The sequence below is a fragment of the Shewanella sp. Isolate11 genome (genome assembly GCF_022398315.1).
Lineage (GTDB): Bacteria > Pseudomonadota > Gammaproteobacteria > Enterobacterales > Shewanellaceae > Shewanella.
Map to the genome: position 1 here is coordinate 223234 of NZ_JAKEVF010000003.1, position 24952 is coordinate 248185.

Consider the following 24952-nt stretch of genomic DNA (forward strand, 5'->3'; position numbering starts at 1 on the left):
CCTACTTATTTGGGTCTGTAAAAGTAAAGCGATAACGTCTATCGACGCCCACTTTACGCTCATCTGTTAATACTAAATGGGGCAAGTCCTGCATCTGCTGATAATCTGCAAGTTCAACTAAATTACGCCCATGGCTCCCTAGGAGTTTAGGTGCCTGATACAACACCAATTCATCAACCAGTTGCGCTGAAATAAAGGCTCCAGCTAAGGTTGCACCGGCTTCAATCATCACGCTATTACAGCTTTGCCCTAGATGTTTAAGTAATTCATTTAGCGGCACACGCCCATCTACCGCAGGCAGTTGCAGATGCGATACTTGCTCTGGCCAACCCGCTTGCACCACTTGAGAATAAGGCTGAGTCGATACCAATAAAATCGGCGCGTCTTTGGTAAATAGCTTAGCATCACCACCTAGACGTGCTCTACTATCAAGCACCACTCGCAGCGGCTGCTTAATAAGCTGAAGATCGATTGACTCTGTTAAGCTGCCAAGCTCCTGCGGGCGCACATTCAAACTAGGATCATCGGCCAGAACCGTTTCAATGCCAGTGATCACCGCACAGTGACGAGCACGCATACGTTGCACATCTTGACGCGCCTCGGGGCCGGTGATCCATTTTGATACCCCGTTAGAAAGTGCCGTTTTACCATCGAGACTAGCAGCTAGCTTAACACTCACCCAAGGCAAACCTGTCGCCATACGTTTCATAAACCCGGGATTAAGCGCTGCCGCTTCAGCTTGATGTAAACCAACTTCAACCTTAATACCTTGTTGCTGCAGCATCTCAATACCACGGCCAGAAACCTGCGGATTAGGGTCGGTAACCGCTACCACCACTCGCGCCACCTTAGCCTTAATCAATGCCTCGGCACAGGGCGGCGTGCGGCCATAATGGCTACAAGGTTCAAGGGTCACGTAAGCGGTTGCCCCAATGGCTTGCTCGCCCGCCATTTTTAGCGCATGCACTTCGGCATGAGGGCCACCAGCAGCTATATGATAACCTTCACCCACGATCTTATCTTCTTGGGTGATCACACAGCCAACACTTGGATTAGGTTGAGTCGTATATTGCCCTTTACGGGCGAGTTTGATGGCTCTTGCCATCATCTCTAGATCGAATGTTGACCACGGCATTGGCGCTGATCCACCTAAGCAGTTACTAAAGTTGGGGATTATTTGATCGACTTAGGACTCTGTAATTTGGCGATCGCCTCACCAAATTCAGAAACATCTTCGAAGGCGCGGTACACAGAAGCAAAACGAATGTAAGCCACCTTATCGAGATTAAACAGATGATCCATCATCAAGTTGCCTATCATCTCAGATGTCACTTCGCGCTCGCCTGTCGCACGCAGAGTCGATTTAATTTTACTGATGGCTTGTTCTATTTGATCCATAGAAACCGGACGCTTCTCAACGGCTCTAAGCATACCGCCACGTAATTTTTCTTCGTCGAAGGGCTGACGACTACCATCTTGCTTGACCACTCTGGGCATCACCAGCTCTGCACCTTCGAAGGTGGTAAAGCGCTCATGACACTCTAAACATTCACGACGGCGGCGAACCTGATGACCATCGGCGACCAAACGGGAATCAATCACCTTAGTTTCAGTTGCACTGCAAAATGGACAATACATTGAGCCTCTCCGGTGTTATTAAAATAGGAATGATAGAAACAAAAATGGCCGCTAACGTAGCGGCCATCAAAGTTTACCTGATTTAACCCTTAAGGTTAACCATAAACAGGGAACTTAGCACACAAATCAAGCACCTGATGCTTCACACGCTCGATTGTATCTTGGTTAGTGATGTCATCTAACACATCACACATCCAGTTGGTTAGCTCAACCGCTTGCGCTTCTTTAAAGCCACGACGAGTAATTGCTGGAGAACCAATACGTAGACCAGACGTCACAAAAGGTGAACGTGGGTCATTGGGTACTGAGTTCTTGTTCACAGTGATGTTCGCAAGACCCAGTGCCGCGTCCGCATCCTTACCAGTGATATCTTTTGAGATAAGATCAAGTAGGAATAGGTGGTTATCGGTACCACCAGAAACAACATCATAACCACGCTCAATAAAGGTGTTTGCCATCGCCTTAGCGTTAACAACCACTTGTTGCTGGTATGCTTTGAACTCTGGCTCTAATGCTTCTTTAAAGGCAACGGCTTTAGCTGCAATAACGTGCATGAGTGGGCCACCTTGGCCACCAGGGAATACCGCTGAGTTTAGTTTCTTATAGATATCTTCATCATCACAAGCCGATAAAATCAAGCCGCCACGAGGACCGGCTAATGTCTTATGAGTCGTGGTTGTCACAACGTGTGCATGTGGTAATGGATTTGGATAAATACCTGCAGCTACCAGACCAGCGACGTGAGCCATATCCACGAACAGATATGCACCTACTTTGTCAGCGATCTCACGGAACTTGGACCAATCGATAATGCCTGAATAAGCACTGAAACCGGCGATGATCATCTTTGGCTTATGTTCAACAGCAAGACGTTCAACTTCGGCGTAATCAATCTTACCGCTAGTTTCGTCGATACCGTACTGAACCGCATTATACAACTTGCCAGAGAAGCTTACGTGCGAACCGTGCGTCAGGTGACCACCGTGAGCAAGGCTCATGCCTAACACAGTATCGCCGCCCTGAAGTAGCGCCATAAATACCGCTGAGTTTGCTTGAGAACCAGAGTGTGGCTGAACGTTGGCATAAGTTGCACCAAACAATTCTTTAGCACGAGAAATAGCCAGCTCTTCAGCAATGTCTACATACTCACAACCACCGTAATAACGCTTACCTGGATAGCCTTCAGCATACTTATTTGTAAGCTGTGAGCCCTGTGCTTCTAGAACACGAGGACTGGTATAGTTTTCTGAAGCGATAAGCTCAATATGCTCTTCTTGACGACGAGTCTCATCTTGGATCGCTTGAAACAGTTGTGGATCAAAGTCCGCGATATTCATTTCTTTTTTCAGCATTGGTGACTCCAGCTGTAAAATCGTAGTAAGTAGGGTTGCGCGGTATTCTACAGTGCAATCGATCACAATCCCAGCATTTACAACATGAAATTGATTGCGATTAAACTGTAAAAATGCTGCTAAAGCACTTTAGTCTTTTGCAAGGGGCTAACTGAGGTATTGTTTTGCCAAGGGTATTGCTAAGCAAATATAAAACTACGCCATTACAGCCTCTTGCGTGAAAACAGTGTTTTTTATTTTCAACAAAGTCTACCAGCACAAGAAGCGGGGATTTATGCAGCTATTGCTGCCATTAATAATGAAATACGACCTCTATCCAGCTACGTTGCTCAGTATCATCGAGACGACTATAAATACTCGGAATATCGATACCATGTATCTCACCGCTTCTATCGATTCGCTCATGATGTGCGGTAATACTGATATCTTGGTTGACCTCATAACTCAGATACACTTGATAGCGATCTCTAGCATCTTTGAAGTCAACATCTCTGACATTTGGGTTCCAGCCTGGTTGACGCTCACGATTCTTACCATCGATAGAGTCCCAGCGCTGAGATTTAATCTTAAATCCTAAGGCTAAATTACGATAACTGGCTTCAGCAGAAAGATTGAAGGTATGTCCCCAAGTGTAGCCATACTCACCTTCCCACAGCACTGACTTAGTGCCCCAAAAATGTAATCCTTGGGCATGATAATCTTTGGTTGCAAAGGGTTTGACCATGGCAAAGTCACCAAAGATATCGCTTCTAACACTGAACTTCAGATCTTGATTAGCCCATTCGCCTCCAAGCGAAAGCCCCAGAAGGTTGACCACGGCATAAAAGTCTTCATCTTCTTCAAGACCTATGCTGGTATATTCCATACCTGTCGATGGACCGATATAGAAACTATGTGACCAAGCATCGGCAAGTGCACTGTGACTCTGTTGTTGACCGGCATAACCCCCAAGCAATAATTGCGTCGTCATCTGCCAGTCTTCCACTCCCTCTTGTGAAATCCCCGTCTCCATCTGCATCTCAACCCAAGTCGGCGTCGAACTAAAATTGTCGTAATGACCTGCACGACTATCGACACTAGCTTCCATACCGAAAGTCATCATAGTACTGGTTACATCTGCTTGCTGTTTATCGCTGTAACGTACACCGGTATAGAGATTAAATTCATCTTTAACTTTACTGCGATTAAAACGTGCCGGACTTGCGGCATCAAACCAGCCAAACACCATTTGTCCAGGATTGAATGCCCAGCTTAATGTGGTCGGGATCCAGCCATCTTTAGTGGCCAGCATTTCGGAGAACTGAAATAGCCCTTCCCCCAATACCATCCCACCCCAAGTCGTGACGATCTGATCGTTAATGCTAACCACTTCTTTATATTCGGCCACTACTTCCCAAAAGGTCGACGAAAATAAGGTACCTAATGACGACTCGTAATAATTAAAGCCATTATTACGAAAAGCTTGATAATACAGGGCACCAGCATAGGCGTGGCCCCAATTCATACCGATATCATTATCGTCATATTTCCAATATTCTTCGTCGGTTAAACGGTTCCAAAAATATTTCGCCTCATTACCACTGAGCTCATAATCCTGATCCACCTCCATGCTGTCTTCACCAACTTTGTACAGCAACTCGCCCATCACCATCAAAATTGACAGCTCAGCAGTGGCTCCCCACCAGTTTTTTTGTGTGGTTGCACTTGAACCACTGGCATCACCTGAAAAGTTAGCCAGATCAAAATCGCTTTGCCGAGTAGTATTGGCATAAGCCAAAGTGACATCATAATTCGCTGCTGATAATGAGTTATTGGCTCTGGTATCAGCCTCTGCGGTAGAAGGGATAATAACGCTAGTAGCAGAAGCTACACTCGTCGAGGGATCGGCAAGGACCGCAGCACTGGCAAAACAACTACAAAGTAATGAAATATGAAGCGCAAGTTTTGAAGGACGAATGTTTATCAAGATGGTTCCTTTATCTTTCATCTACCGCGGCAGAAACTCTACTGCCAAATGTGACGTAGATGTTATCAATATTTTTTGCCTGAGCCAAACGAAACCCACCTCTGTTTTTTTCATTGGCATTAATTGACCCATACCGCAGCTAACACAAAATAATAGCGTCACTTTCTAACCATGGAAGACGCATTTCGTGTGTAAGCCGATTTAAGTTCCCTGCCGATTGCAGTAGAATTGCCAACCATGTTTGGTTAATGAGTAAATAGTCTATGGCTCAGTTTGTTTACAGCATGCTGCGGGTAGGAAAAATCGTTCCGCCCAAGAAGCAAATCTTAAAAGATATCTCCTTAAGCTTTTTCCCTGGCGCCAAAATTGGTGTACTTGGCCTAAACGGTTCAGGTAAGTCGACGCTACTTCGCATCATGGCCGGTATCGATACCGAAATTGAGGGTGAAGCGCGCCCAATGCAAGATCTGAAAATAGGTTATCTCCCCCAAGAACCTAAACTCGATCCCGAACAAACCGTCCGTCAAGCTATAGAAGAAGCGGTTTCTGAAGCAAAGAATGCCCTCACCCGCCTCGACGAAGTTTATGCACTCTATGCTGAGCCCGATGCCGACTTTGACGCACTAGCCAAAGAACAAGGCGAACTCGAAGCCATTATTCAGGCACAAGATGCCCATAACTTAGATAACATTCTTGAACGTGCAGCCAATGCGCTACGTCTGCCAGATTGGGATGAAAAAATTGAAGTGTTATCCGGTGGTGAACGTCGCCGTGTGGCTATCTGTCGCTTACTCCTTGAAAAGCCAGATATGTTGCTACTCGATGAGCCAACCAACCACTTAGACGCCGAATCTGTCGCTTGGTTAGAGCGCTTCTTACAAGATTATACCGGTACCGTGGTGGCGATTACCCACGATAGATACTTCCTCGATAACGCCGCAGGCTGGATCTTAGAACTCGACCGTGGTGAAGGTATTCCATGGGAAGGTAACTACTCTTCTTGGCTTGAGCAAAAAGATGCTCGTCTACAGCAAGAATCAGCAGCCGAAAGTGCTCGTCAAAAAACCATTGCCAAAGAGCTGGAATGGGTACGTCAGGGGGCTAAAGGTCGCCAGTCGAAAGGCAAGGCGCGTATGGCACGCTTCGAAGAACTTAACACCAACGATTACCAAAAGCGTAACGAAACCAATGAGCTGTTCATTCCACCTGGGCCACGTTTGGGCGACAAGGTGATTGAAGTGAACAACCTCACTAAGTCTTATGGCGATCGCGTGTTGATTGACGACTTAAGCTTCTCTATTCCTAAGGGAGCGATTGTCGGTATTATCGGTGCCAACGGTGCGGGTAAATCAACCCTGTTTAAGATGATCAGTGGTACAGAGCAGCCTGATAGCGGTAACATCGAAGTGGGTGAATCAGTACAGATTGCTTCTGTAGAACAGTTCCGCGACTCGATGAATGATAAGAACACCGTTTGGCAGGAGATCTCCGGTGGTCAAGACATCATGCGCATCAACAACACAGAGATCCCAAGCCGTGCTTATGTTGGACGTTTCAACTTCCGTGGTGGCGATCAGCAGAAAATCATTGGCACCCTCTCGGGTGGTGAACGTAACCGTGTTCACTTGGCTAAACTATTACAAGCGGGCGGTAACGTACTGTTACTGGATGAGCCCACCAACGATCTCGACGTGGAAACCTTACGTGCACTAGAAGAGGCGCTATTAGAGTTCCCTGGTTGTGCCATGGTAATTTCCCATGACCGTTGGTTCTTAGACAGAATCGCCACCCATATTCTTGATTACCGAGATGAAGGTAAAGTGAACTTCTACGAAGGTAACTACACCGAATACTCTACTTGGTTAAAAGAAACTTTAGGTACCGACGTCATTGAGCCACATCGTCTCAAGTACAAGCGTATCAATAAGTAATCTTTTAAACTTAGCAATACAGAAACGGAGACTTATGTCTCCGTTTTTTTTGCACTTTAGCACCATTTATGCCTCAGTTTAGAGCTACACAAATCAACAAAAATCCCTTTTTATGATCTAGCCGCCAAATTCGTGTAAATATAAATGCGAACTATTACCATTAATGATAGTATCTCAGATGATTTGTCATACTATTGAATATGCAAAACCGCTAGAGTATGACCTCTCGTTTTACGCTATCGCGCTTCAACCGCATATAAGAGATAGCCAAGGTTGTGACTCTGTTATGGATATTGTTAGAGTCCTCAGCAGATTTAACTGAACTTGATACGGTAATAAACAAGTCCAGTAAATAAGACTTTATAGAACAAGGTAAAAAATGCGTCGAATTTTATGGAAATGGCATGGTTGGTTGGGTCTATTTGCTGCATTGCCACTGTTTATCATTGCTCTGACCGGCAGCCTACTCGTATTTAAGGCAGAAATCGATCAATGGCTGATGCCAGAAGTCGTTTATGCCAGCGCCGAAGAGAGATTATCTTTTACCCAATTAGTCAATGACGCCGACAGCGCCCTACCCGAACATGAAATTTTAGGTTGGGAATTTGCCTCTGCAGCCGGTGAAGCCGATAGATTATATGTCGCTAAACAAGGGACCTATGATTGGCAGATGCTGTATGCCGATCCGAGCAATGGCCAATTACTCAGCCCTCCAGTCTCTTTAACCCATTTCCTAACCGATTGGTTATTGGAACTGCATTACACACTACTTGCAGACCATGTGGGCTTAGTCGTCACAGGTGTGGTATCAATAGTACTAATCTTGCTCGCTATTTCGGGCTTTATTCTACACCGTCAATTCTGGCGCACTTTCTTCACCTTAAGATGGAACAAGAGTCTGCGACTGTTTCTGAGCGATGCCCATAAAATGCTGGGGATCATCGGCGCGCCGCTGTTTTTAATCTTAGGTTTTACCGGCGCTTGGTGGAACATAGATCACTTGATTGAAGAGTCGAATGAACCGGATCAGGCACAATTTATTATCACACAAGCTTACTATAACAAGAGCCTCAACTTTGATGCCTTGCTGGTAGATGCGGCTAAGTCCATCGACAACTTCCAAGCTAGCTATGTGCGTTTTCCTGATAAGAGTTACCCAGGCATTCACCTATTTGGTGCTGCTACAGACAAAGGTGTGCTTCGCAGCGACTTTGGTTCAATCGTGAGTTTCGATGACCAAACAGGGAAATCAACTGGCGCGCTGGATGTCACCAAGAGCGGCGCGCTATATCAATTTACCGACAGCTTTAGACCACTGCATTATGGTAACTTTGGCGGAATGGTAACTAAGGTGATCTGGTGCATCATCGGCTTCTTCCCAAGCTTAATGGCATTATCTGGCTATCTCATGTGGCGCAAACGCCGCAAGCCACAAAAGGCTAAACGTGCCAGCCAACCCCGTACTGCTACCGCCTAATCTCATCTTATTGCTTACAAAAAAGCCAATGAATAACCATTGGCTTTTTTATTACAGGCATTAGCCCTTACGCTTGTTTAGCTAATTGTTTCTGCTGTTCTATCGCCTGCTCTAATTGCGCTTCAACATATCCCGGCGAACGTGTATTACCTGAAATCAAACGATACATGGCGGGAATAACAAACAGGGTAACGAAACTAGCAAACGCCATACCGAAGAACACCACTGTCCCAACGGCAATTCGACTCTCAGAGCCTGCACCAGTTGACATAATTAACGGAATTGCACCCACTAAGGTAGTAAATGCCGTCATCAAAATAGGACGTAAACGTCTTGCAGACGCATCAATAATCGCCTGTTCAATATCACGGCCTCGGTCACGTAATTGATTAGCGAACTCCACAATAAGAATACCGTTTTTAGTCACCATACCAATCAACATGATCATACCGATCTGACTGTAGATATTGAGCCCTTGTCCCATTAAATACAGGCCTAAGAAACCACCGAAGACCCCCATAGGCACAGTAAACATCACCACCAACGGATTAATAAAGCTTTCAAACTGAGCCGCTAACACCAAGTAAGCCACCAGCAAGGCTAAGCCAAAGACGATTAAAACACTGCTTTGGTTTTCCTTAAAGTCTTTTGACTCTCCGGTGTAACTCACCGAGATATCGCTTGGTAGCATATTGATTGCTTGATCGTCGAGGAAATCCAGCGCCTCACCTAAGGTGTAGCCAGCTCCTAAATTAGCCTTCATGGTGATCGATTTTTGCTTATTGGTGTGGCTCAGTTTATTAGCTGAAGCCACCTCTTCAATATGGGTGATGGCATCGAGAGAGATAAGATCGCCCTTGGCTGAGCGCATATAGATGTTGCTCAGATCCGCCATGCTATTAAAGCTGTCTTCATTACCTCGCAGGTAAACATCATACTCTTCACCACGCTCGATGAAGGTGGTTTCGCTGCGCCCGCCTAGCATCACCTCTAGGGTTTCTGACACATCGGCAACGCTAATTCCCAACTCGGCAGCACGAATTCTATCGACAGTCACCAACATCTCTGGAGTCGTTTCGGCATAATCTAAATCGGCGCCCTCAAGCATTGGTGACTCATCGGCCACCTCTTTTAACTTAGTCGCCCACTTAAATAACTCATCGTAATCTGAGCCACCTAAAACAAACTGCACTGGCTCGCTCGACTGTCCACGAAAACCAGGTAGCATTGGGCGCACCATCACATCTGGAATACCTTTTAGCGCTTGAGAAACAATACCCAATGCTTGCTGCGCGCTCACATCGCGATCGCCCCATTTCTCTAGCTGCATGATCACAAAGCCTGTCTGATCTCCGGCTCGACCACCAAATGCAGGTGCCTGAATACTAAATGATTTCAATACCCCCTGACCAAGAAGCGGCATTAGTCGCTGCTGCACAATATCCATATTTGCGGTCATGCGATTGTAACTGGTGCCTTCTGCGCCCTTAACAAAGGCAAACATCACGCCCCTATCTTCTTGAGGGGCAAGCTGTGAAGGCACGTTTTGCATCAACAAACCACTGCCGATAATGCAGGCGATAATCACCAAAGGTGCAGCAATTCGCCAGCGTACCGCTTTAACCACCCACACACGATAGCCAGCTTCTAATCGAGCAAACAATCTGTCCATCAAGCGGTTAAAACCGTTAGGCTTAACATTGGCCTTGAGCATTTTACTGCCGAGCACCGGCGTTAAGGTTAACGCCACGATGGAAGAAAACACTACAGACATGGCTAATGTCACCGCAAACTCGGTAAACAGACGGCCAACCATACCGTCCATAAAAGAGATAGGTAAAAACACCATTACCAATACTGCGGTAGTTGCAACAACGGCAAAGCCAACCTCCTGCGCCCCTTTATAGGCCGCTAGCAGTGGTGGTTGTCCTTTTTGAATATGGTGGAAAATGTTTTCCACCACCACAATGGCATCATCGACTACCAGACCGATAGCTAGAATCAGTGCCATCAAGGTCAATAGATTGATAGAGAAACCAAAGAAGTTAGCCGCGATGAAAGCCGAGATCAAAGACACAGGCACCGTAACTGCAGGGATAAGCGTCGCCCTTGCCTGACCAATAAATATATACAGCACTAAAACCACTAACACGCCCGTGATATACAAGGTGTTATATACTTCATTAATCGATTGATCGATAAACACAGTAGAGTCGTAATCGACAGTAAGCTTAGTCCCCTCAGGCAGGAACTTTTGAATTTTGTCTACCTCACTGCGCACTTGCTTCGCCACTTCCAGAGGGTTGGCATCAGATTGCGCAACAATGCCTAAACTCAGGTTAGGAACGCCATTGCTTTTATAGGTGGAGTTTTCATTTTCGGCGCCCACGAACACAGAGGCGATATCTTTAAGATAAATCGGCGTCCCATCGTTGGCAGTTCGCACCACTAGATAGTCAAAATCTTCTGGGTGATAGTAGAGTCGTGCAGTACGCACCGCCATCACTGTGGTGTCGTTACGTACTTCACCACCTGGGCTTTCAATGTTTTCACTGCGCAGCGCAGAGATAATATCGGCCGTAGTCACACCTCGTCCTGCCATGAGTTCAGGCTTTAACTGAACATACATCACCTTATAGAGCCCGCCAGAAATATTGACCGAACTGACTCCGGTGATCAGACTAAACCTGTCTTGCAATACGCGCTGCGCATAATCGGTTAGCTGAGTGCGATCCATATTGGACGAACTGAGATTAATATAAACCGATGGCTGACCCGAACCGTTATCTTTAGAAACAATGGGGTCATTGGCCTCGTCTGGCAAACGACGCTGTGCCCGCGCCACCGCGTCACGCACATCACTCACCCCTTCAGTGAGATCCCACTCCATATCGAAAGTTATAGTAATTCGCGACATGCCGTTTCGGGTCACCGAAGTAATCTCATCGATGCCACTGATACCTGTGAGTTCGTCTTCAAGCACCGTGGTGATCTGACTCTCCATAATGGTCGCCGAAGCGCCAGTATAGGTGGTCATCACTGTCACAACAGGGCTTTCGACATCGGGCATTTCACGCACAGCAAGCTTAGTAAATGAAACGATACCGAACACACACAACAGCAAGCTTAAAACAATTGCTACAACCGGACGTTTAACCGAGACATCAGATAGCAACATTAGCCGCGTCCTCCTGAAGTCGCTGCATTATTGGCCAGTTCAGTACTTGCTTGCTCATTGGTTTCCAGCAGATCATCGACACGAATGCCATCGCGCATATTAACCAATCCCTGCACCACGATTTTGTCACCCACTTTTACACCACTTGTGATTAACACTTCATCACCAATCCGCGCCCCTAAGGTCACTTGAGTGCGGCGAGCTACATTTTGATTATCAATCACATACACAAAACGCTTAGTGCCTGAATACTCCAATGCTTGCACAGGCACCACAGGCTCGGTCACTGGCGCGAAGCCAATATCGGCGGTCATCAACATCCCCGGCATTAACTTATTGTTAGGATTATCAAAACTCACACGCACCTTTAAATTAAGGGTGTCGGGATTAATACGAGGGTCGATAGCCACCACCTTGCCGCTGAAGGTTTCCTGTTCCCACGCACGACTTATCGCCGTGACCTCCATTCCGATATACAGACGCGACAGATACATCTCAGGCACTTGAACATCCAAACGCATCGACGATAGATCATCCAGACTCAGTAACTCATTGCCCGCAGAAACCATTTTGCCCAGACTAAAATCCACTAAGCCTGCAGTTCCCGAAAATGGCGCTCGGATAGTGTGAAAGTCCAACTCAGCTTGTGCCGCTTGTAAACGCGCTAACGCCATATCGACGCTGGCTTTTTGCGCCGCAATTTCAGTTTGCGTAATGGCATGGCTGCCACTGAGCTTTTGATATTCATCCAATTTACGCTGCTCATCGCTCAGGTAGGCTTTCGCCTCCGCCACACTGGCTTTAGGCTTAGCATCATCGAGCACCACTAAGATTTGGTTGGCTTGAATAAGCTCGTTAGCATCGACATTAATCTGAGTGATCTTGCCCGCTACTTCGGCAGCAATATCCACCGAACGCTGTGCTTCTAACTTTCCAATCAGCGAAATATGTTGCGTCAGCTGATGCTCTGACACGGCTCCGCTCACAATGGGTACCACTCGGCCAGTAGGAGTGGCGAGCTTAACTTGTGGTTTTTGTTGAGCTGTGTTTGGTTGATTTTGCTGTTGAGATTTTTCTGCAAAAGAAAATTGGCTAAATGCCACTAACGACATCGTTGCCAGTAAAATTGAGGTAACAAGCAGTTTCTTATTCATTTTTATGTTCGCTATTTAACTGTGCCCATTGGTGGCTATTGTAAATAACAAAGGCCATTTTGAGAGTAAAGCAGTGTAAATCTGAGCAAACACAAGCCGGAAAACCCCGTTTAAATTGCAACAAGATATATATTCAGTACAAAAATGAGCAATAAACATGAATAAAAACCACTTTCAATGAAGATATTGACTCAAAACTGTATTTATCCCAATTTCTACTTCTGTTAGGCTGGGCAAAACTACAGCGGAGACCCCATGCAACTTCACTGGCTCAATGACGATGAGCGCATAGAGGCATTTGGTTTTTACAAAAAATTTATGCCCCACGCTCGGCTGACGAAGAAAGAAAAACTTGGGGTATTTTTTGCCGAAAACTCAGCAAGTAAGCCAATAATCGCGGCAGTAAGGTTAAGGCCCATAGGCTCATATCAATTGCTAACAGGAATCTTGGTTCATCCCGGCAATCGCGGCCAAGGTGTCGGGCATCAACTGATGCAGGCACTAAAGCCTCACTTGGAAAGTGCGCCAAGCTTTCTATTTTCTCTGCCTCATCTGCGCAATTTTTACCAACAACATCAATTTGAAGGCGATCGACAAGCGCCAGCAGAAATCCGAGACTTATTCAGTAGATACACAAGAGAAGGCAAGTCACTCTACCTTATGTGCCACAGCTCTAATGAACCTTAAAGATAAACCGCTTCAAGCTGAGGTTGAGTTTTTTGGCAATAACATTAAAGTAGGCAAACTATAACAATAATAAAACATGCTTATTTAAAGGTACGCCAGCTTGAATTCATCTTGTTTTGACCGACCCATTATCATCTTATCGGCTCCACGTTCAGGCAGTACTCTGATGTTTGAGATCTTGTCCCATAGCCAAAGTCTTTGGACTATCGGCGGTGAGAGTCATCATGTGATTGAAAAGCACCGCCAACTCAACATTACCCATAAAAACTTTGAGTCCAATGCCTTAGATGAAACTGATTGGGATGAATCGATACATCAAGCCTTACTGGCTGACTTTCAGCAGCAACTAAAAGATCATCAACAACAGGCTTATCGGCCTGATATGGGGCCGATTCGTTTCTTAGAAAAAACCCCAAAAAACAGCCTTAGAATCCCATTTTTAAATAAACTGTTCCCCGACGCGTTGTTTATCTACCTAGTTCGCGATCCCAAAGAAAATATCAACAGCATCATGCAGGCGTGGCAAAGCCAACGCTTTAGAACCTATCCAGGTTTACCTGGATGGAATGGCGACTGGTCACTGTTATTACCTAAACAGTGGCAGACAATGAAAGGTAAACCTCTGCAGCAAGTAGCATGTTTTCAGTGGCAACAAGCGAACCAGAGCATTATCGATGCCCTCAGCCAACTGCCGCGATCTCGCTGGAAAATAGTTAACTACCGCCAACTTATCAATAATCCTACTGCCACGGTTAAACAGATCTGCGAGCACTTAGAAATTCCATTCGATAGCAGCTTACAGACCCTTTGCAGCGGTGAGTTACCCTACTCTCGTTATACGGTAACAAAGCCAAAACTCAATAAATGGTTGCTGCATTATCGAGAAATTGAGTCTATCTGGCCTCAGGTTCAACCGACACTACTGCAGATCAACCAATTATTAAAACAAAGCGGTCAACAAGAGTTTGACACTCGTTGGCCCGATGAATTGGCTCCTGCAGCACCACAGGTAAATAATGATAAATATGCTGGTACACCCAGAAATGCTCCCTGTCCTTGTGGTTCCAATAAACGTTTTAAGCAATGCCACGGTCAGCTCACCTAACGGAGTCGAAATAAATTACCCATGAAATTAGATAATGAATTTTATCAACTACCCCTTAGTTTTGATGTAGCGCGATTACAACAAGAGATTGCTCAGTTTGCCGAGTCCGATTGGCGAGCACACCATGAAAGTTTTCAGGGTAACTCGGCCATTGCATTGATCTCCGTAGGCGGTAGCTTTAACAATGAATTTAAAGGCCCTATGCAACCGACTCCGGCTTTAGAGAGTTGTCCTTACATCAAACAGGTGATTGCCTCTTTTGGTGAGGTCATTGGTCGCTCTAGGTTAATGCGGCTGGCTCCAGGTTATGAAGTGCCGCTACACAGTGACATCAACTATCACTGGCATAATCGGGTACGTATTCATATCCCAATCACCACTAATGACAAGGTCATCTTTCATTGTGGCGATAAACTGGTACACATGGGCAAAGGCGAATGCTGGATTTTCGACTCATGGAAATATCATCGAGTCGTCAATAACAGTGACCAGATGCGAGTCCACTTGGTGATCGACACCATGGGCAGTAGCCGTTTCTGGCGCATGATAAATCAGGCCTCTTTAGCGGTTGGTCAATCTAGCAATGCACAGACCGATTTAAAACAAAGTTTTAAGACAAAACCACTAATATTCCAGCCAGAAAAGACAGCTGATATCATCACAGAGCAAGTGAATTTCCCCATTGTGATGCATCCCAGTGAAGTGAAAGCTTTAAGCGCTAACCTGTGTCAGCAAGTGCGGAGCTATAGCAAAAATACAGCACAAGCTAGTGAAGCATTCTGCCAATTGATCACCGATTTTAGTTACGATTGGCAGGCGATTTGGTCACAGTTCCGCGATGCCCAACAGGCTTGGCCTCATTACCATCAACTACGCCAACATACTCTGGCTCAAGCTGCACCCTTTGAGAAACAGGTCATGGTCGACGCCCAAACCCATGCGATGAAAATTCTCATCCATCTGATCATGGGCCCAGCCATGAGTCCCGAACTAGCCAATCCCATAGCTGCAGGGGCAGAGCCTTCAGCGAGTAAAGAGCCTTCAACCGGTAAACAGTTATTAGCGAATAATCAAGCTATAGCCAAACAACAACCGCTTGTTAATGTGAAAGATAAACCGAAAGTAAAGCAAGCTAACGCACAAACCTTTGCCGCACCTGAAAGCAGGAACAGTCCTTGCCCCTGCGGCTCAGGTAAAAAATACAAACAATGTCACGGACAATTAAATTAAATCGCCGCTATCATTTATTGAAAAATAATGCCTGCGCTTTAGCCGTAATCGCTTGTAACTCTTTATAAGCATTAGGAATAAAAGTCTGATAACGTTCGCTTTGGCCAATGGCTTTGGTATTCATTGGCTGGCGGACTTGGCTAGCACTAGGCGTTAACACACTGCGCTTCGATTCATAAAACTTAAGGCAAGCAGGTTCGAAAGCTAAGTCGCAATAGGCAAGCAAGGCTGGTATCTGCTCGTCCGGCGCCTTAACTAACGCTTCAAAACACAGATGATATATCTGCCCCTTAAAGCAATGTTCCCAATGGCGCATTAAATCCAAATACCCCTGCCAATAGTGACAAATCCCATCGAGACTATAGGCATAATCGTGACCACGACTGAAATGCTGTCTAAATACGCCTAAACCATTATCTGTGGCACTACGTACCACATTGATAATTTTAGCTTCAGGAAACAACACCTTAATCAAGCCAATATGGATAAAGTTATTTGGATTTTTATCAATAAGATAAGCCGTATTAGTATCCTCACTGAGATACTGCTTGGCCTGGGATAGATATTGCAAGCGATAGCGACTAATTTCGGCATCGGATAACTGGGCTAATTTATTGCCATATCCGCCCGCCATCTCTAGCTCTAAGGCAATACGCTCAAGGTATGGCAGTTCATCACTGGCTTCGACTTGGCTATGGCTGGCTAAGATTTGCTCCGACAAGGTGGTTCCCGAACGGGGCATACCGACAATAAATATTGGAGTAATTTCCTCAGTTTGCGTTATTTGTTTAACTCTTGTTTGCTCAAGCGCAGGCTGACATTGGCATAAACGATTAATCAGATGTTGAAACGCTTGCTGTTTAAAAGGCCGCTGAGATTGCATCAATTGGTTTGCCACTCTGAGGGCATCGAAGGCATTTTCAAACTCTTGTCGCTGCTCGAAAATACGGTTCAGCGCAAAATGAAACAAAGACTGGCTGGCAGGAGAAAATTGCGACTTGGTGATAGCGCTGGTAATTGCAGCTTCATCTTCAGCACAAAAACGATAATTTTTAAGATCGGCCAAGCTCCAATAGCCGGTGGCCTGATTATCAGGGTCACGCTGAATATAATCGTGATAACAAGCGGCCGCCTTATCCGTATCGCCTTTTGCCTTATACACATGCCCCAAATTCAGCAGAGCTTGCGGGGCAAATACCTCGTGTTCAACACATAACATCAGCGCCTGTTGCGCGATATCCATCTTGCCAATTTTGCTGGCATTTAAACCAAGTTTAAATTGCAGACTCATATCATCGGGACGCTGAACAACTAGGCTGGATAATAATTCATGAGCATTGAAATAGGCTTCTTGAGCGAGATAGATGCTCAATAAATTGGTCTGCATCTCCTCACTTTGAATTTGTGCTTTAAGCGGTAACTGATAATAAGCGAGTGCTTGGTTGTTGTCGCCATTACGAAACGCCAGATGACCTAAAATAATCAAGGCTTCGACATCATCGGCAAGCTTACGGATCACCTTACGGGCATAAATCCCTGCAGAAGAAAAATGTCCCTGAGCATAAAGTGCTTTGGCCTCTGCTAAATTTCGTGCTTCTCTGCTCAACGATGACTCCTGTTATTATTGTTATGACTGTTTTCAACCTAGGCATTTTACTGGGCGGCCTTATGCAAATGCAACGTAGCATTAACAAATTGCCCAAATATCACAATAAACTTCACTCGCCTTTAAGGGTGCGTTATGGTCTTAGCATCATGTTACAAACTTGGAAGGCTCTTGAAGAAAATCGCCCTGTTCGTCGATGTACAAAATATCTATTACACCTGTAAAGAAGCCTACAACCGCCAATTCAATTACCGTAAACTTTGGCAGCATTTAGGCTATGAGGGAGAGATAGTGAACGCTTATGCCTACGCGATACATCGCGGCGATGATGGCCAGCTGAAGTTTCAAGATGCCTTAAAACACATAGGTTTTGAGGTCAAACTTAAGCCTTTTATCCAGCGCAGTGACGGCAGTGCCAAAGGCGATTGGGATGTGGGTATCACCATAGATATTATGGAAAGTTCGGCTGATGTCGATACAGTAATTCTACTTTCTGGCGATGGCGATTTTGCACTATTACTGCAGCACATTGCGGTTAAATATGGGGTCGAGACTCAAGTCTACGGTGTACCTAGCCTTACCGCAAAATCTCTGGTGGATGCGACTCAGCAATTTCACGCCATCGACTCAGCCCTGTTGTTATAATAAAAGTTTAATGGCAGTTGTATTTAAAGCTGTAATGTCAGGTGTTTGATTTGCTCCAATTCACGACCCTCATATTTGGAACTAAAAACTCAGCTTTAATGACTTTTTGATCTTTAATCCTAGGCTTTAACTGCTGGTACATAAAGATACATGTGTTATAGACTGAGCAGAGCCAGCTTTTTCCCTGCAAAGATTCAGCTAGCTATAGGGCCTTCCGAATACTCGATATTCGGTGGGCCTTTTTACTTCCTTTGTTGTGATAGCCTACAAATTGTACAAAAATAAACCGTGCATTAAGTTCAAACTGTGTTAATCTAGCGCCGCTCTGTTGTTCGGAGTTATTAATGAAACAATCAAGTAAAAGTAAAACCCGGCGTCAAATCTGTACCATTTTTGTCCTCAGTGTTTCCCTTAGCTTCTCGTAATACTTAATAATTCAGTTACATAGCACATCGCAATCTCGCGATAATTTTTTAATGAATTTAATAAGGGACACACTATGTCTAATTCAACTACTGGTATCGTAAAATGGTTTAACGAAGAGAAAGGTTTCGGCTTTATTTCTCAAGAGAACGGCGGCGCTGACGTATTCGTACATTTCCGTGCAATCGCTTCTGACGGTTTCAAAACATTAGCAGAAGGTCAAAAAGTGACTTTCGAAGTTGAACAAGGTCAAAAAGGTCTACAAGCTGCGAACGTTGTTCCTGCTTAATCGCTGACCAAGCTCAATTAAAAAAGGCGAAACCTAGGTTTCGCCTTTTTTGTATCTGCATCGCGGGATTAAATCGCCCAACCACCGAAATAGAAGACGACTAAGCCAATGGTAATGGCTAACACGCCCGGCTTAATGGCACGCCACTCGCCACTGAAAATACGGCCAACCACTAAGGTCACAAAACCCAGCATAATACCGGTAACTATGTTACAACTTAGAATGATAAACACCGCGCAAGTAAGGCCTGCCATGGCATCAACTTTGTCATCAAAATTCAACTTAGTAACATTGCTCAGCATCAATAGACCCACATACATCAAGGCCGGTGCAGTTGCATAAGCTGGCACGAGGTAACTTAGCGGAGCTAAAAACACCATTAATAAAAACAGTACGCCGACGATAGTTGCGGTTAAACCTGTTTTACCACCTGCTGCAGTACCTGCAGCCGATTCAATATACACAGCAGCTGGCGCACCACCAACAACACCAGCAAAGGCGCTGCTCACCGAATCCGAGGTTAATGCCTTACCGCCGCCAACGATATTATCGTCTTTATCTAGTAGCTCAGCCTGACCAGCCACAGCGCGGATGGTGCCTGTCGCATCAAAAATCGCCGTCATCACCAAGGCTAATACAATAGGTAAAATAACCGGATTTAGTGCGCCCATAATATCTAACTGGCCAATCAGTGAAGTGTCAGACAGTAGATCAGGCATCGCCATCACCCCTTGGAATGTCACCGAAGGATCGAAGATTAAACCAAATACCGACAACGCAATAATCACTAATAAGATGCCGCCAGGTACGCCACGACGCTCTAAACCAATTGTTGCTGCTAAACCTATGATGGAAGCAATGATTGGTAAACTGTGAATATCCCCCAGCTTGACTGGTAAGCCAGCATCATTAGCGACAATTAGCTGTACACTGTTGGTTGCGATAAGCAGCAAGAACAAACCAATACCAATCCCGGTACCATGAGCGATCCCTTTAGGAAGGTTAGTTAAAATCCACAAACGAATCCCCGTCACACTAACTAAGGTGAACACCACGCCCATCAGGAAGATAGCGCCAAGGGTAACTGGGATTGAGATCCCTTGCCCAAGCACCATGCTGAAAGCGGTAAAAGCCGTGAGTGAAATAGCACAACCAATGGCCATGGGCAGATTGGCCCACAAGCCCATGAGTAACGAACCAAAAGCAGCAATAAGACAAGTGGCAACAAAAACAGCACCGGGGTCGAAACCTGCGACACCTAGCATATTCGGCACAACAATAACCGAATAAACCATGGCTAAGAAGGTTGTAAAACCGGCAATCACCTCTTGTTTAACGGTACTGCCTCTAGCTGTAATAGTGAAATAGCTGTCGAGTAATGAACGCGATGGGGTAGCGAGAGTCTGTTCAGACTTCATAATTATTTACCTTTTTGATCTCTTAATTTAAAAGGCTGTGGCAAGTTAGAGCCCCGCTCAATTTGAGTCAGGTGAGAGATCCACAGAGTACTTATTTATGTACCTTTCGTGACCTGCAAGTTGTCGGCAATCCCGAACAACCTCGTTACTTAAGTAAATACTTAGGTACGTCACAGCCTTGGTTGGCGCGAATTTTACAGCAAAGCCCATAGCAGAAACTAGAGCAAGCTAACAAAGTAATCAATAATTGGGCTGTTATTCGAACTTACCAAGCGTTTAAGGTTTGATTTGTTTATAAATCTACTCATGGTAACTGACAGCTAAAAAGCTTATAGTGGAACTCTCACGTAGCGAATCGGTATCGATCTAGGCTTGTTGCGTCCATCAACGCAAGGATCACCTATGTCACCGCGCCTTAGATATCAAACCATCGAATTTTCCAGTACCGATATTCACATTCGCAGCTTATGGGATAGGCAGGAGTTTTCCGATCCTCTCGGCGAAGCCAACTCCTTAGGTATCTCCTCGGCACAATGGTCACTTTTTGGTGTGGTATGGGATTCCAGCCGAGCGTTAGCCAGCAAGATGTCCACTTACGATATTGCCGGTAAACGGATCTTAGAGGTGGGTTGCGGTATGGCGCTAGCCAGTTTACTTCTGAATAGCCGTAACGCCGATATCACCGCCACCGATTATCATCCTGAGGCAGGCCGATTTTTAACGGAAAACATTCGCCTAAATCAAGGCGATGATATCCCTTTCCTGCGTACAGATTGGAATAACCTTAAAGACGGTTTAGGGACTTTCGATGTCATTATTGGCGCCGATTTATTGTATGAGCGTGAACATATCGCCTTACTGTCGGCCTTTATCGATCGGCACGCCAATCCAGATTGTGAAGTGATATTGGTCGACCCTTGCCGAGGGAATCAAGGTTCATTTAGTAAAACCATGAGCACACTCGGTTACAGCCATCATCAGACTAAAATAGAGCCCCGTAATGACATGTCGCCTAAATATAAAGGCCAGATGTTATTCTACAAAAAGCCCCATTAGACTGACCATCCTAACCTAGCTAGTCAATTACTTTTTGCCTCGATAACCTCGTTTTTTAGCTCGGCGCTTTTGCGCCGCTTTGTTGTTTCTACCAGCAAAGGGATCGGCTTTAGTCAAATCAGGCTCCAACCCTAGTAACCACTGCTGAGGTAAACGCTTGTCCAACAGCACCTCAACCTCTTCGAGCAACAGCGCATCCTCTTCACTGAATAAAGTGATAGCCAGCCCTTTATTACCAGCGCGACCCGTTCGGCCAATACGGTGAACATAGTCCTGTGCCACATAGGGCAGCTCATAATTGACCACGTAATCGAGTGACTGAATATCTATCCCTCTAGCGGCAACATCGGTGGCCACCAGCACCCGAATGTCACCGCTTTTAAACCCTGTTAGCACTTGCTCTCGCTGGCCTTGAGCCAAATCACCATGAAAAGCACTAGCCGAAATATCGGCATCGTTCAGTCGTTGCACCAACTTATCGACCGCGACTTTTTTACGACTAAACACCAACACTCGCTGCCAATTGCCCTTACTGACAAGATGACATAACAAGGCAAACTTTTTCTCACTATCGACTGCATACACTTGCTGCTCAACATCTTTAGCAGCACTGTGGTTTTGATCCACTTCGACTCTTTTAGGCGCACGAAGCAGCCCACGACTTAGCAACATGACATTGTCATCGAGTGTCGCAGAAAACAGTAAGGTCTGTCGCTGAGAAGGTAACTGAGCCAACAAGGCATTGATCTCATCCATAAAGCCCATATCGAGCATGCGATCAGCCTCGTCAAAGACTAAGTAGGCCACCTTGTCTAGGCTCACGGACTGACGATTTAAATGATCCAGTAATCTCCCCGGCGTCGCTACTAAAAGATCGACTCCTTGCTGCAATTTATTTTGCTGCGCCTCGATACTCACCCCACCATAAACCACCCCGGTTTTCAGCGATGTATTCTGAGCTAGCGCCTGAATATTGGTTTGCACCTGCAGTGCAAGCTCACGAGTGGGAACCAAGATTAATGCCTTAACGGCTTGGTCTGGCCCATTATCATCCGTTTTACTGAGTAAATGTTGCAGAATAGGCAAACCAAATGCAGCGGTTTTCCCGGTGCCAGTTTGCGCCGAAGCTAACAGATCCTCTCCCGCTAAAATCACGGGAATGGCCGCATGCTGCACAGGAGTTGGCTCAGAAAAGTTAAGCTGATTCAGTGCTTCAAGTAACTGGGGGGTTAAACCTAATTGGGTAAATAACATAAGGACATGAACAAGACACCGTTAACAATTCGGCAAGTTTATCAGATTTCTGTCGAGGAGGAATTCATCTAATTGAGCACTGTCTGCCTAATAGCTCACTGATGAACAATCTGAACTCTTAGTTATAAAATTAAACAGGTGAGCTGCAAGTCACAGAAAGATGAAGATATAGCTTGTGTGACATCGAGATATTTTTACTCTGTATCACTATTGGCTTATGCTTAATACCAATCTGTATAACACGCGTTCACGCGTACTCTTCAAAGGAAAGGCGATGGATAATAGACGACAATTTTCACGCGTCATTTTTGCTGCAGATGCCATCCTATCCGATAAGCATGAAACTTGGCCGACAAAAATCCAAGACTTAAGCCTCAATGGCGCCTTGGTTGAACAACCTGCAGGTTTTTCTGAACTTCAGACACCGCTAACGCTGAGCTTTAAATTAGCTGAATCAGACATAGTCATCACTATGGAAACCCAACTGGTCCATAAAAAAAATGGCCTGCTAGGCTTACAATGCTTGCATATCGACATCGATAGCATCAGTCACCTGCGCCGTATGTTAGAACTTAATCTCGGTGACGCTTCACTACTGGATCGCGAACTCAAAATGCTGTTTGCCAGCTAAATAGCGCTGCCCCGCATCCTTTTATTCATAATCGGCTTATGCCGATTAAAAGCTGGTGATTAATCAAACAGGCGTTAAACTTAACTCACCGTCTTTGAGAGCAGTTACTATGAATTGTAAGCAAGCCACTTGGGCCAACATTATTATCGCCGTGTTTTTTGCTATCGCCATGATGGCTTCATCATATTTTATAGCCGATGCTGAAGTATCAAAAAATGTGCTTTGGATGTTACTTGTCGCTTGGTTGATCCCCTTCTTCTATATCAACAAAAAAATGCGCAAATGATCTAATACCAATCGCAGTAATTATCTGATTATTTATTTACTTTGATTGGTATAACTAATTCGCGTTTTATCACTCGGTACGCTTAAAACAAAAAAGTGCTCTTTATCAAGAGCACTTTTTATTGAAACCACCCATTTTAGGCTAACTGATTAATTCTAATAACTCATGAATGGTCTTAATTGGATGAATTTTCGCGCCGAGACCTTCCATTGATTTATGATAATTCCGAAACGGAATAAAGATCTCGGTAAAACCATGCTGTACCGCTTCTTTCACCCGAGGCACACCACTGTCGATGGGACGAACGTCGCCATTTAAACTCAGCTCCCCCATGATGCAGGTGGTGCGCGGTACCACAAAGTCGTTCAAGCTACTTAATAATGCGGCCACCAGCGCCAAATCAATACAGGTTTCAGACTCATCAATCTTTAAACCACCGACAAGATTAAAATAGGTATCGTGGAAAATCTTAGTGCGGGTATGTTTACGCAAAATGCCGGTCAACATCTTAATACGATTCATGTTGAGTCCAACACAGACCCGCTGCGGAAACTCGCCTTCGGTTTCAGTTGTAAGGCATTGTATTTCAAGGAGTAAGTTTCGATTCCCTTTACGAATACAGGTGATCGCTGCTCCTGGAGAGTCCGTTGTCGAACCAGAAAGGAAAATCTCACTGGGATTATCGACGCTGATCATGCCACGTTCGGTCATTCTAAAAATACCCACGGTATCCACGTCACCGAAACGGTTTTTATTGGCACGCAAGGTGCGAACTTGACCGTCATTACACTCGATATGGGTCAAACAATCGACAATGTGGATCAGAGTCTGTGGTCCAGCGGTCTCATTATTCTTGTTAACGTGCGCCACCAAAAACATGGTGACATTATTCTGCTTACAATATTGAGTTAATGCCTGAGCACTACCCTTCACTTGTGATGGCGAACCGGGACTACCATTTGCCAGTTCGGTAACTACCGCCTGAATAGAGTCAATCACCGCAAACTTGACTTGCTTGGCCTCTAGCTCGGCAATAATGGCTTCGACACTGGTTTCAGCCATTAAATGAAGATTATCTTCATTATAATCAAGCTTTAAGCGATTAACTCGGTTCTTAAATTGCGATAATGATTCTTCCGCAGTACAGTAGAGTGATGGCATGATTTGCGACATGCGCGCCACCAAATCAGACAGAATAGTTGTCTTACCTGCGCCAGGATCGCCAGAGATAATATTCACTGACCCCGTGGTTAAGCCGCCACATAACACTCGGTCTAACTCACCAATCCCGGTCAGCATCTTCTTGGCTTCAAACTCCTCAACTTCGCTGAGTTTTTTCGAGCCCCCCCCCACTGCTCCGGCATACCCTGAAACCGAAGGGGCGGAAGATTTAACGGCACCTAAACGAACCTCAGTAATGGTGTTCCACTCATGACAAGCACTGCATTGTCCCTGCCAGCGAGGAAAGTCTTGTCCACATTCGTTACATACAAAAGCTGTTTTATTCTTAGCCATATCCAAGTTCTAATCTTAAATCCGTGGGTATTATGTTGCTTAGGCGAATCTTAGTCATGATAACCCACTCTAAAGCCCTTGTTGGGGAAATATCGCCGTTGTAGGCAATTG

Annotated in this window: 20 protein-coding genes; 10 read left to right on the forward strand and 10 right to left on the reverse strand. The window is 45.4% G+C overall.

Translation table 11 applies throughout. The features are described from left to right. Position 1 precedes the first annotated feature (1 nt). The 4 genes from ribD to L1D21_RS10130 all read right to left on the reverse strand — a co-directional run bounded on the left by ribD (position 2) and on the right by L1D21_RS10130 (position 4977). Positions 2–1135, reverse strand: a complete 1134-nt coding sequence (ribD, locus tag L1D21_RS10115; protein WP_239845124.1) for a bifunctional diaminohydroxyphosphoribosylaminopyrimidine deaminase/5-amino-6-(5-phosphoribosylamino)uracil reductase RibD — start codon at positions 1133–1135, stop codon at positions 2–4. 38 nt (positions 1136–1173) lie between these two features. Continuing rightward, complete coding sequence (gene nrdR / locus L1D21_RS10120; protein ID WP_239845125.1) at positions 1174–1638, reverse strand: transcriptional regulator NrdR; 465 nt, start codon at positions 1636–1638, stop codon at positions 1174–1176. Positions 1639–1733: 95 nt separating this feature from the next. Then, positions 1734–2990 (reverse strand): serine hydroxymethyltransferase, encoded by a 1257-nt coding sequence (gene glyA, locus L1D21_RS10125; protein WP_239845126.1) that lies wholly within the window; start codon positions 2988–2990, stop codon positions 1734–1736. A gap of 292 nt (positions 2991–3282) precedes the next feature. After that, complete coding sequence (locus L1D21_RS10130) at positions 3283–4977, reverse strand: DUF3943 domain-containing protein (protein ID WP_239845127.1); 1695 nt, start codon at positions 4975–4977, stop codon at positions 3283–3285. Between the two features lie 242 nt (positions 4978–5219). Between L1D21_RS10130 and ettA the strand changes: the two genes are divergently transcribed. Both ettA and L1D21_RS10140 read left to right on the forward strand, forming a co-directional pair. Next, positions 5220–6887 carry an energy-dependent translational throttle protein EttA gene (gene ettA / locus L1D21_RS10135; protein WP_239845128.1) on the forward strand — a complete coding sequence of 556 codons (1668 nt, stop codon included), beginning with the start codon at positions 5220–5222 and terminating at the stop codon, positions 6885–6887. Positions 6888–7266: 379 nt separating this feature from the next. After that, positions 7267–8364 (forward strand): PepSY-associated TM helix domain-containing protein, encoded by a 1098-nt coding sequence (locus L1D21_RS10140; protein WP_239845129.1) that lies wholly within the window; start codon positions 7267–7269, stop codon positions 8362–8364. A 67-nt stretch (positions 8365–8431) separates the two neighbouring features. On the opposite strand, the gene L1D21_RS10145 is transcribed toward L1D21_RS10140, so the two are convergent. Together L1D21_RS10145 and L1D21_RS10150 are read right to left on the reverse strand one after the other, a co-directional pair. Further along, positions 8432–11542, reverse strand: coding sequence for a multidrug efflux RND transporter permease subunit (locus L1D21_RS10145; protein WP_239845130.1), 3111 nt, complete (start codon positions 11540–11542; stop codon positions 8432–8434). Beyond that, on the reverse strand, positions 11542–12696 hold the full coding sequence (locus L1D21_RS10150) for an efflux RND transporter periplasmic adaptor subunit (RefSeq protein WP_239845131.1): 1155 nt from the start codon (positions 12694–12696) through the stop codon (positions 11542–11544). Before L1D21_RS10150 ends, L1D21_RS10145 begins: the two co-directional genes overlap by 1 nt. Before the next feature lie 255 nt (positions 12697–12951). Here L1D21_RS10150 and L1D21_RS10155 point away from each other — a divergent pair, with 255 nt between their 5' ends. The 3 genes from L1D21_RS10155 (at position 12952) to L1D21_RS10165 (ending at position 15718) form a co-directional block, all read left to right on the forward strand. After that, a complete protein-coding gene (locus L1D21_RS10155) occupies positions 12952–13383 on the forward strand; it encodes a GNAT family N-acetyltransferase (RefSeq protein ID WP_239845132.1) in 432 nt (143 codons plus the stop codon). A 100-nt stretch (positions 13384–13483) separates the two neighbouring features. Further along, positions 13484–14488, forward strand: a complete 1005-nt coding sequence (locus L1D21_RS10160) for a sulfotransferase (RefSeq protein ID WP_239845133.1) — start codon at positions 13484–13486, stop codon at positions 14486–14488. Positions 14489–14509: 21 nt separating this feature from the next. Next, entirely contained in the window at positions 14510–15718 is a 1209-nt protein-coding gene (locus L1D21_RS10165) for an aspartyl/asparaginyl beta-hydroxylase domain-containing protein (RefSeq protein ID WP_239845134.1), read from the forward strand. A gap of 10 nt (positions 15719–15728) precedes the next feature. On the opposite strand, the gene L1D21_RS10170 is transcribed toward L1D21_RS10165, so the two are convergent. Continuing rightward, positions 15729–17324 (reverse strand): sulfotransferase, encoded by a 1596-nt coding sequence (locus tag L1D21_RS10170; protein WP_239845135.1) that lies wholly within the window; start codon positions 17322–17324, stop codon positions 15729–15731. 171 nt (positions 17325–17495) lie between these two features. Between L1D21_RS10170 and L1D21_RS10175 the strand changes: the two genes are divergently transcribed. Both L1D21_RS10175 and L1D21_RS10180 read left to right on the forward strand, forming a co-directional pair. Continuing rightward, the gene (locus tag L1D21_RS10175) at positions 17496–17969 is read left to right on the forward strand and encodes an NYN domain-containing protein (RefSeq protein WP_239845136.1); all 474 of its coding nucleotides are present in this window, start codon (positions 17496–17498) and stop codon (positions 17967–17969) included. 499 nt (positions 17970–18468) lie between these two features. Next, the gene (locus tag L1D21_RS10180) at positions 18469–18681 is read left to right on the forward strand and encodes a cold-shock protein (protein WP_239845137.1); all 213 of its coding nucleotides are present in this window, start codon (positions 18469–18471) and stop codon (positions 18679–18681) included. A 68-nt stretch (positions 18682–18749) separates the two neighbouring features. On the opposite strand, the gene L1D21_RS10185 is transcribed toward L1D21_RS10180, so the two are convergent. Next, positions 18750–20099 (reverse strand): NCS2 family permease, encoded by a 1350-nt coding sequence (locus L1D21_RS10185; RefSeq protein WP_239845138.1) that lies wholly within the window; start codon positions 20097–20099, stop codon positions 18750–18752. A 402-nt stretch (positions 20100–20501) separates the two neighbouring features. On the opposite strand from L1D21_RS10185, the gene L1D21_RS10190 reads away from it, so the two are divergent. Beyond that, positions 20502–21155, forward strand: a complete 654-nt coding sequence (locus L1D21_RS10190) for a protein N-lysine methyltransferase family protein (RefSeq protein ID WP_239845139.1) — start codon at positions 20502–20504, stop codon at positions 21153–21155. A 27-nt stretch (positions 21156–21182) separates the two neighbouring features. Here L1D21_RS10190 and L1D21_RS10195 read toward each other — a convergent pair whose 3' ends face one another. Then, positions 21183–22409 (reverse strand): DEAD/DEAH box helicase, encoded by a 1227-nt coding sequence (locus L1D21_RS10195; protein WP_239845140.1) that lies wholly within the window; start codon positions 22407–22409, stop codon positions 21183–21185. 274 nt (positions 22410–22683) lie between these two features. Here L1D21_RS10195 and L1D21_RS10200 point away from each other — a divergent pair, with 274 nt between their 5' ends. Together L1D21_RS10200 and L1D21_RS10205 are read left to right on the forward strand one after the other, a co-directional pair. Continuing rightward, positions 22684–23040: a PilZ domain-containing protein gene (locus L1D21_RS10200; RefSeq protein ID WP_239845141.1), complete on the forward strand. Its 357-nt coding sequence runs from the start codon at positions 22684–22686 to the stop codon at positions 23038–23040. A 109-nt stretch (positions 23041–23149) separates the two neighbouring features. Then, positions 23150–23326 carry a hypothetical protein gene (locus L1D21_RS10205; RefSeq protein WP_239845142.1) on the forward strand — a complete coding sequence of 59 codons (177 nt, stop codon included), beginning with the start codon at positions 23150–23152 and terminating at the stop codon, positions 23324–23326. Positions 23327–23467: 141 nt separating this feature from the next. Here L1D21_RS10205 and radA read toward each other — a convergent pair whose 3' ends face one another. Next, positions 23468–24841, reverse strand: a complete 1374-nt coding sequence (radA, locus tag L1D21_RS10210; RefSeq protein WP_239845143.1) for a DNA repair protein RadA — start codon at positions 24839–24841, stop codon at positions 23468–23470. Between the last annotated feature and the right edge of the window lie 111 nt (positions 24842–24952).

Bases quoted from the DNA above. Each gene is read 5' to 3' on its own strand.
- L1D21_RS10200 (WP_239845141.1), top strand. From the start codon at position 22,684: ATGGATAATAGACGACAATTTTCACGCGTCATTTTTGCTGCAGATGCC.
- L1D21_RS10165 (WP_239845134.1), top strand. From the start codon at position 14,510: ATGAAATTAGATAATGAATTTTATCAACTACCCCTTAGTTTTGATGTA.
- L1D21_RS10185 (WP_239845138.1), bottom strand. From the start codon at position 20,099: ATGAAGTCTGAACAGACTCTCGCTACCCCATCGCGTTCATTACTCGAC.
- L1D21_RS10150 (WP_239845131.1), bottom strand. From the start codon at position 12,696: ATGAATAAGAAACTGCTTGTTACCTCAATTTTACTGGCAACGATGTCG.
- ettA (WP_239845128.1), top strand. From the start codon at position 5,220: ATGGCTCAGTTTGTTTACAGCATGCTGCGGGTAGGAAAAATCGTTCCG.
- radA (WP_239845143.1), bottom strand. From the start codon at position 24,841: ATGGCTAAGAATAAAACAGCTTTTGTATGTAACGAATGTGGACAAGAC.
- L1D21_RS10130 (WP_239845127.1), bottom strand. From the start codon at position 4,977: ATGAAAGATAAAGGAACCATCTTGATAAACATTCGTCCTTCAAAACTT.
- L1D21_RS10155 (WP_239845132.1), top strand. From the start codon at position 12,952: ATGCAACTTCACTGGCTCAATGACGATGAGCGCATAGAGGCATTTGGT.
- L1D21_RS10205 (WP_239845142.1), top strand. From the start codon at position 23,150: ATGAATTGTAAGCAAGCCACTTGGGCCAACATTATTATCGCCGTGTTT.
- glyA (WP_239845126.1), bottom strand. From the start codon at position 2,990: ATGCTGAAAAAAGAAATGAATATCGCGGACTTTGATCCACAACTGTTT.
- L1D21_RS10140 (WP_239845129.1), top strand. From the start codon at position 7,267: ATGCGTCGAATTTTATGGAAATGGCATGGTTGGTTGGGTCTATTTGCT.
- L1D21_RS10190 (WP_239845139.1), top strand. From the start codon at position 20,502: ATGTCACCGCGCCTTAGATATCAAACCATCGAATTTTCCAGTACCGAT.
- ribD (WP_239845124.1), bottom strand. From the start codon at position 1,135: ATGCCGTGGTCAACATTCGATCTAGAGATGATGGCAAGAGCCATCAAA.
- L1D21_RS10195 (WP_239845140.1), bottom strand. From the start codon at position 22,409: ATGTTATTTACCCAATTAGGTTTAACCCCCCAGTTACTTGAAGCACTG.
- L1D21_RS10145 (WP_239845130.1), bottom strand. From the start codon at position 11,542: ATGTTGCTATCTGATGTCTCGGTTAAACGTCCGGTTGTAGCAATTGTT.
- nrdR (WP_239845125.1), bottom strand. From the start codon at position 1,638: ATGTATTGTCCATTTTGCAGTGCAACTGAAACTAAGGTGATTGATTCC.
- L1D21_RS10180 (WP_239845137.1), top strand. From the start codon at position 18,469: ATGTCTAATTCAACTACTGGTATCGTAAAATGGTTTAACGAAGAGAAA.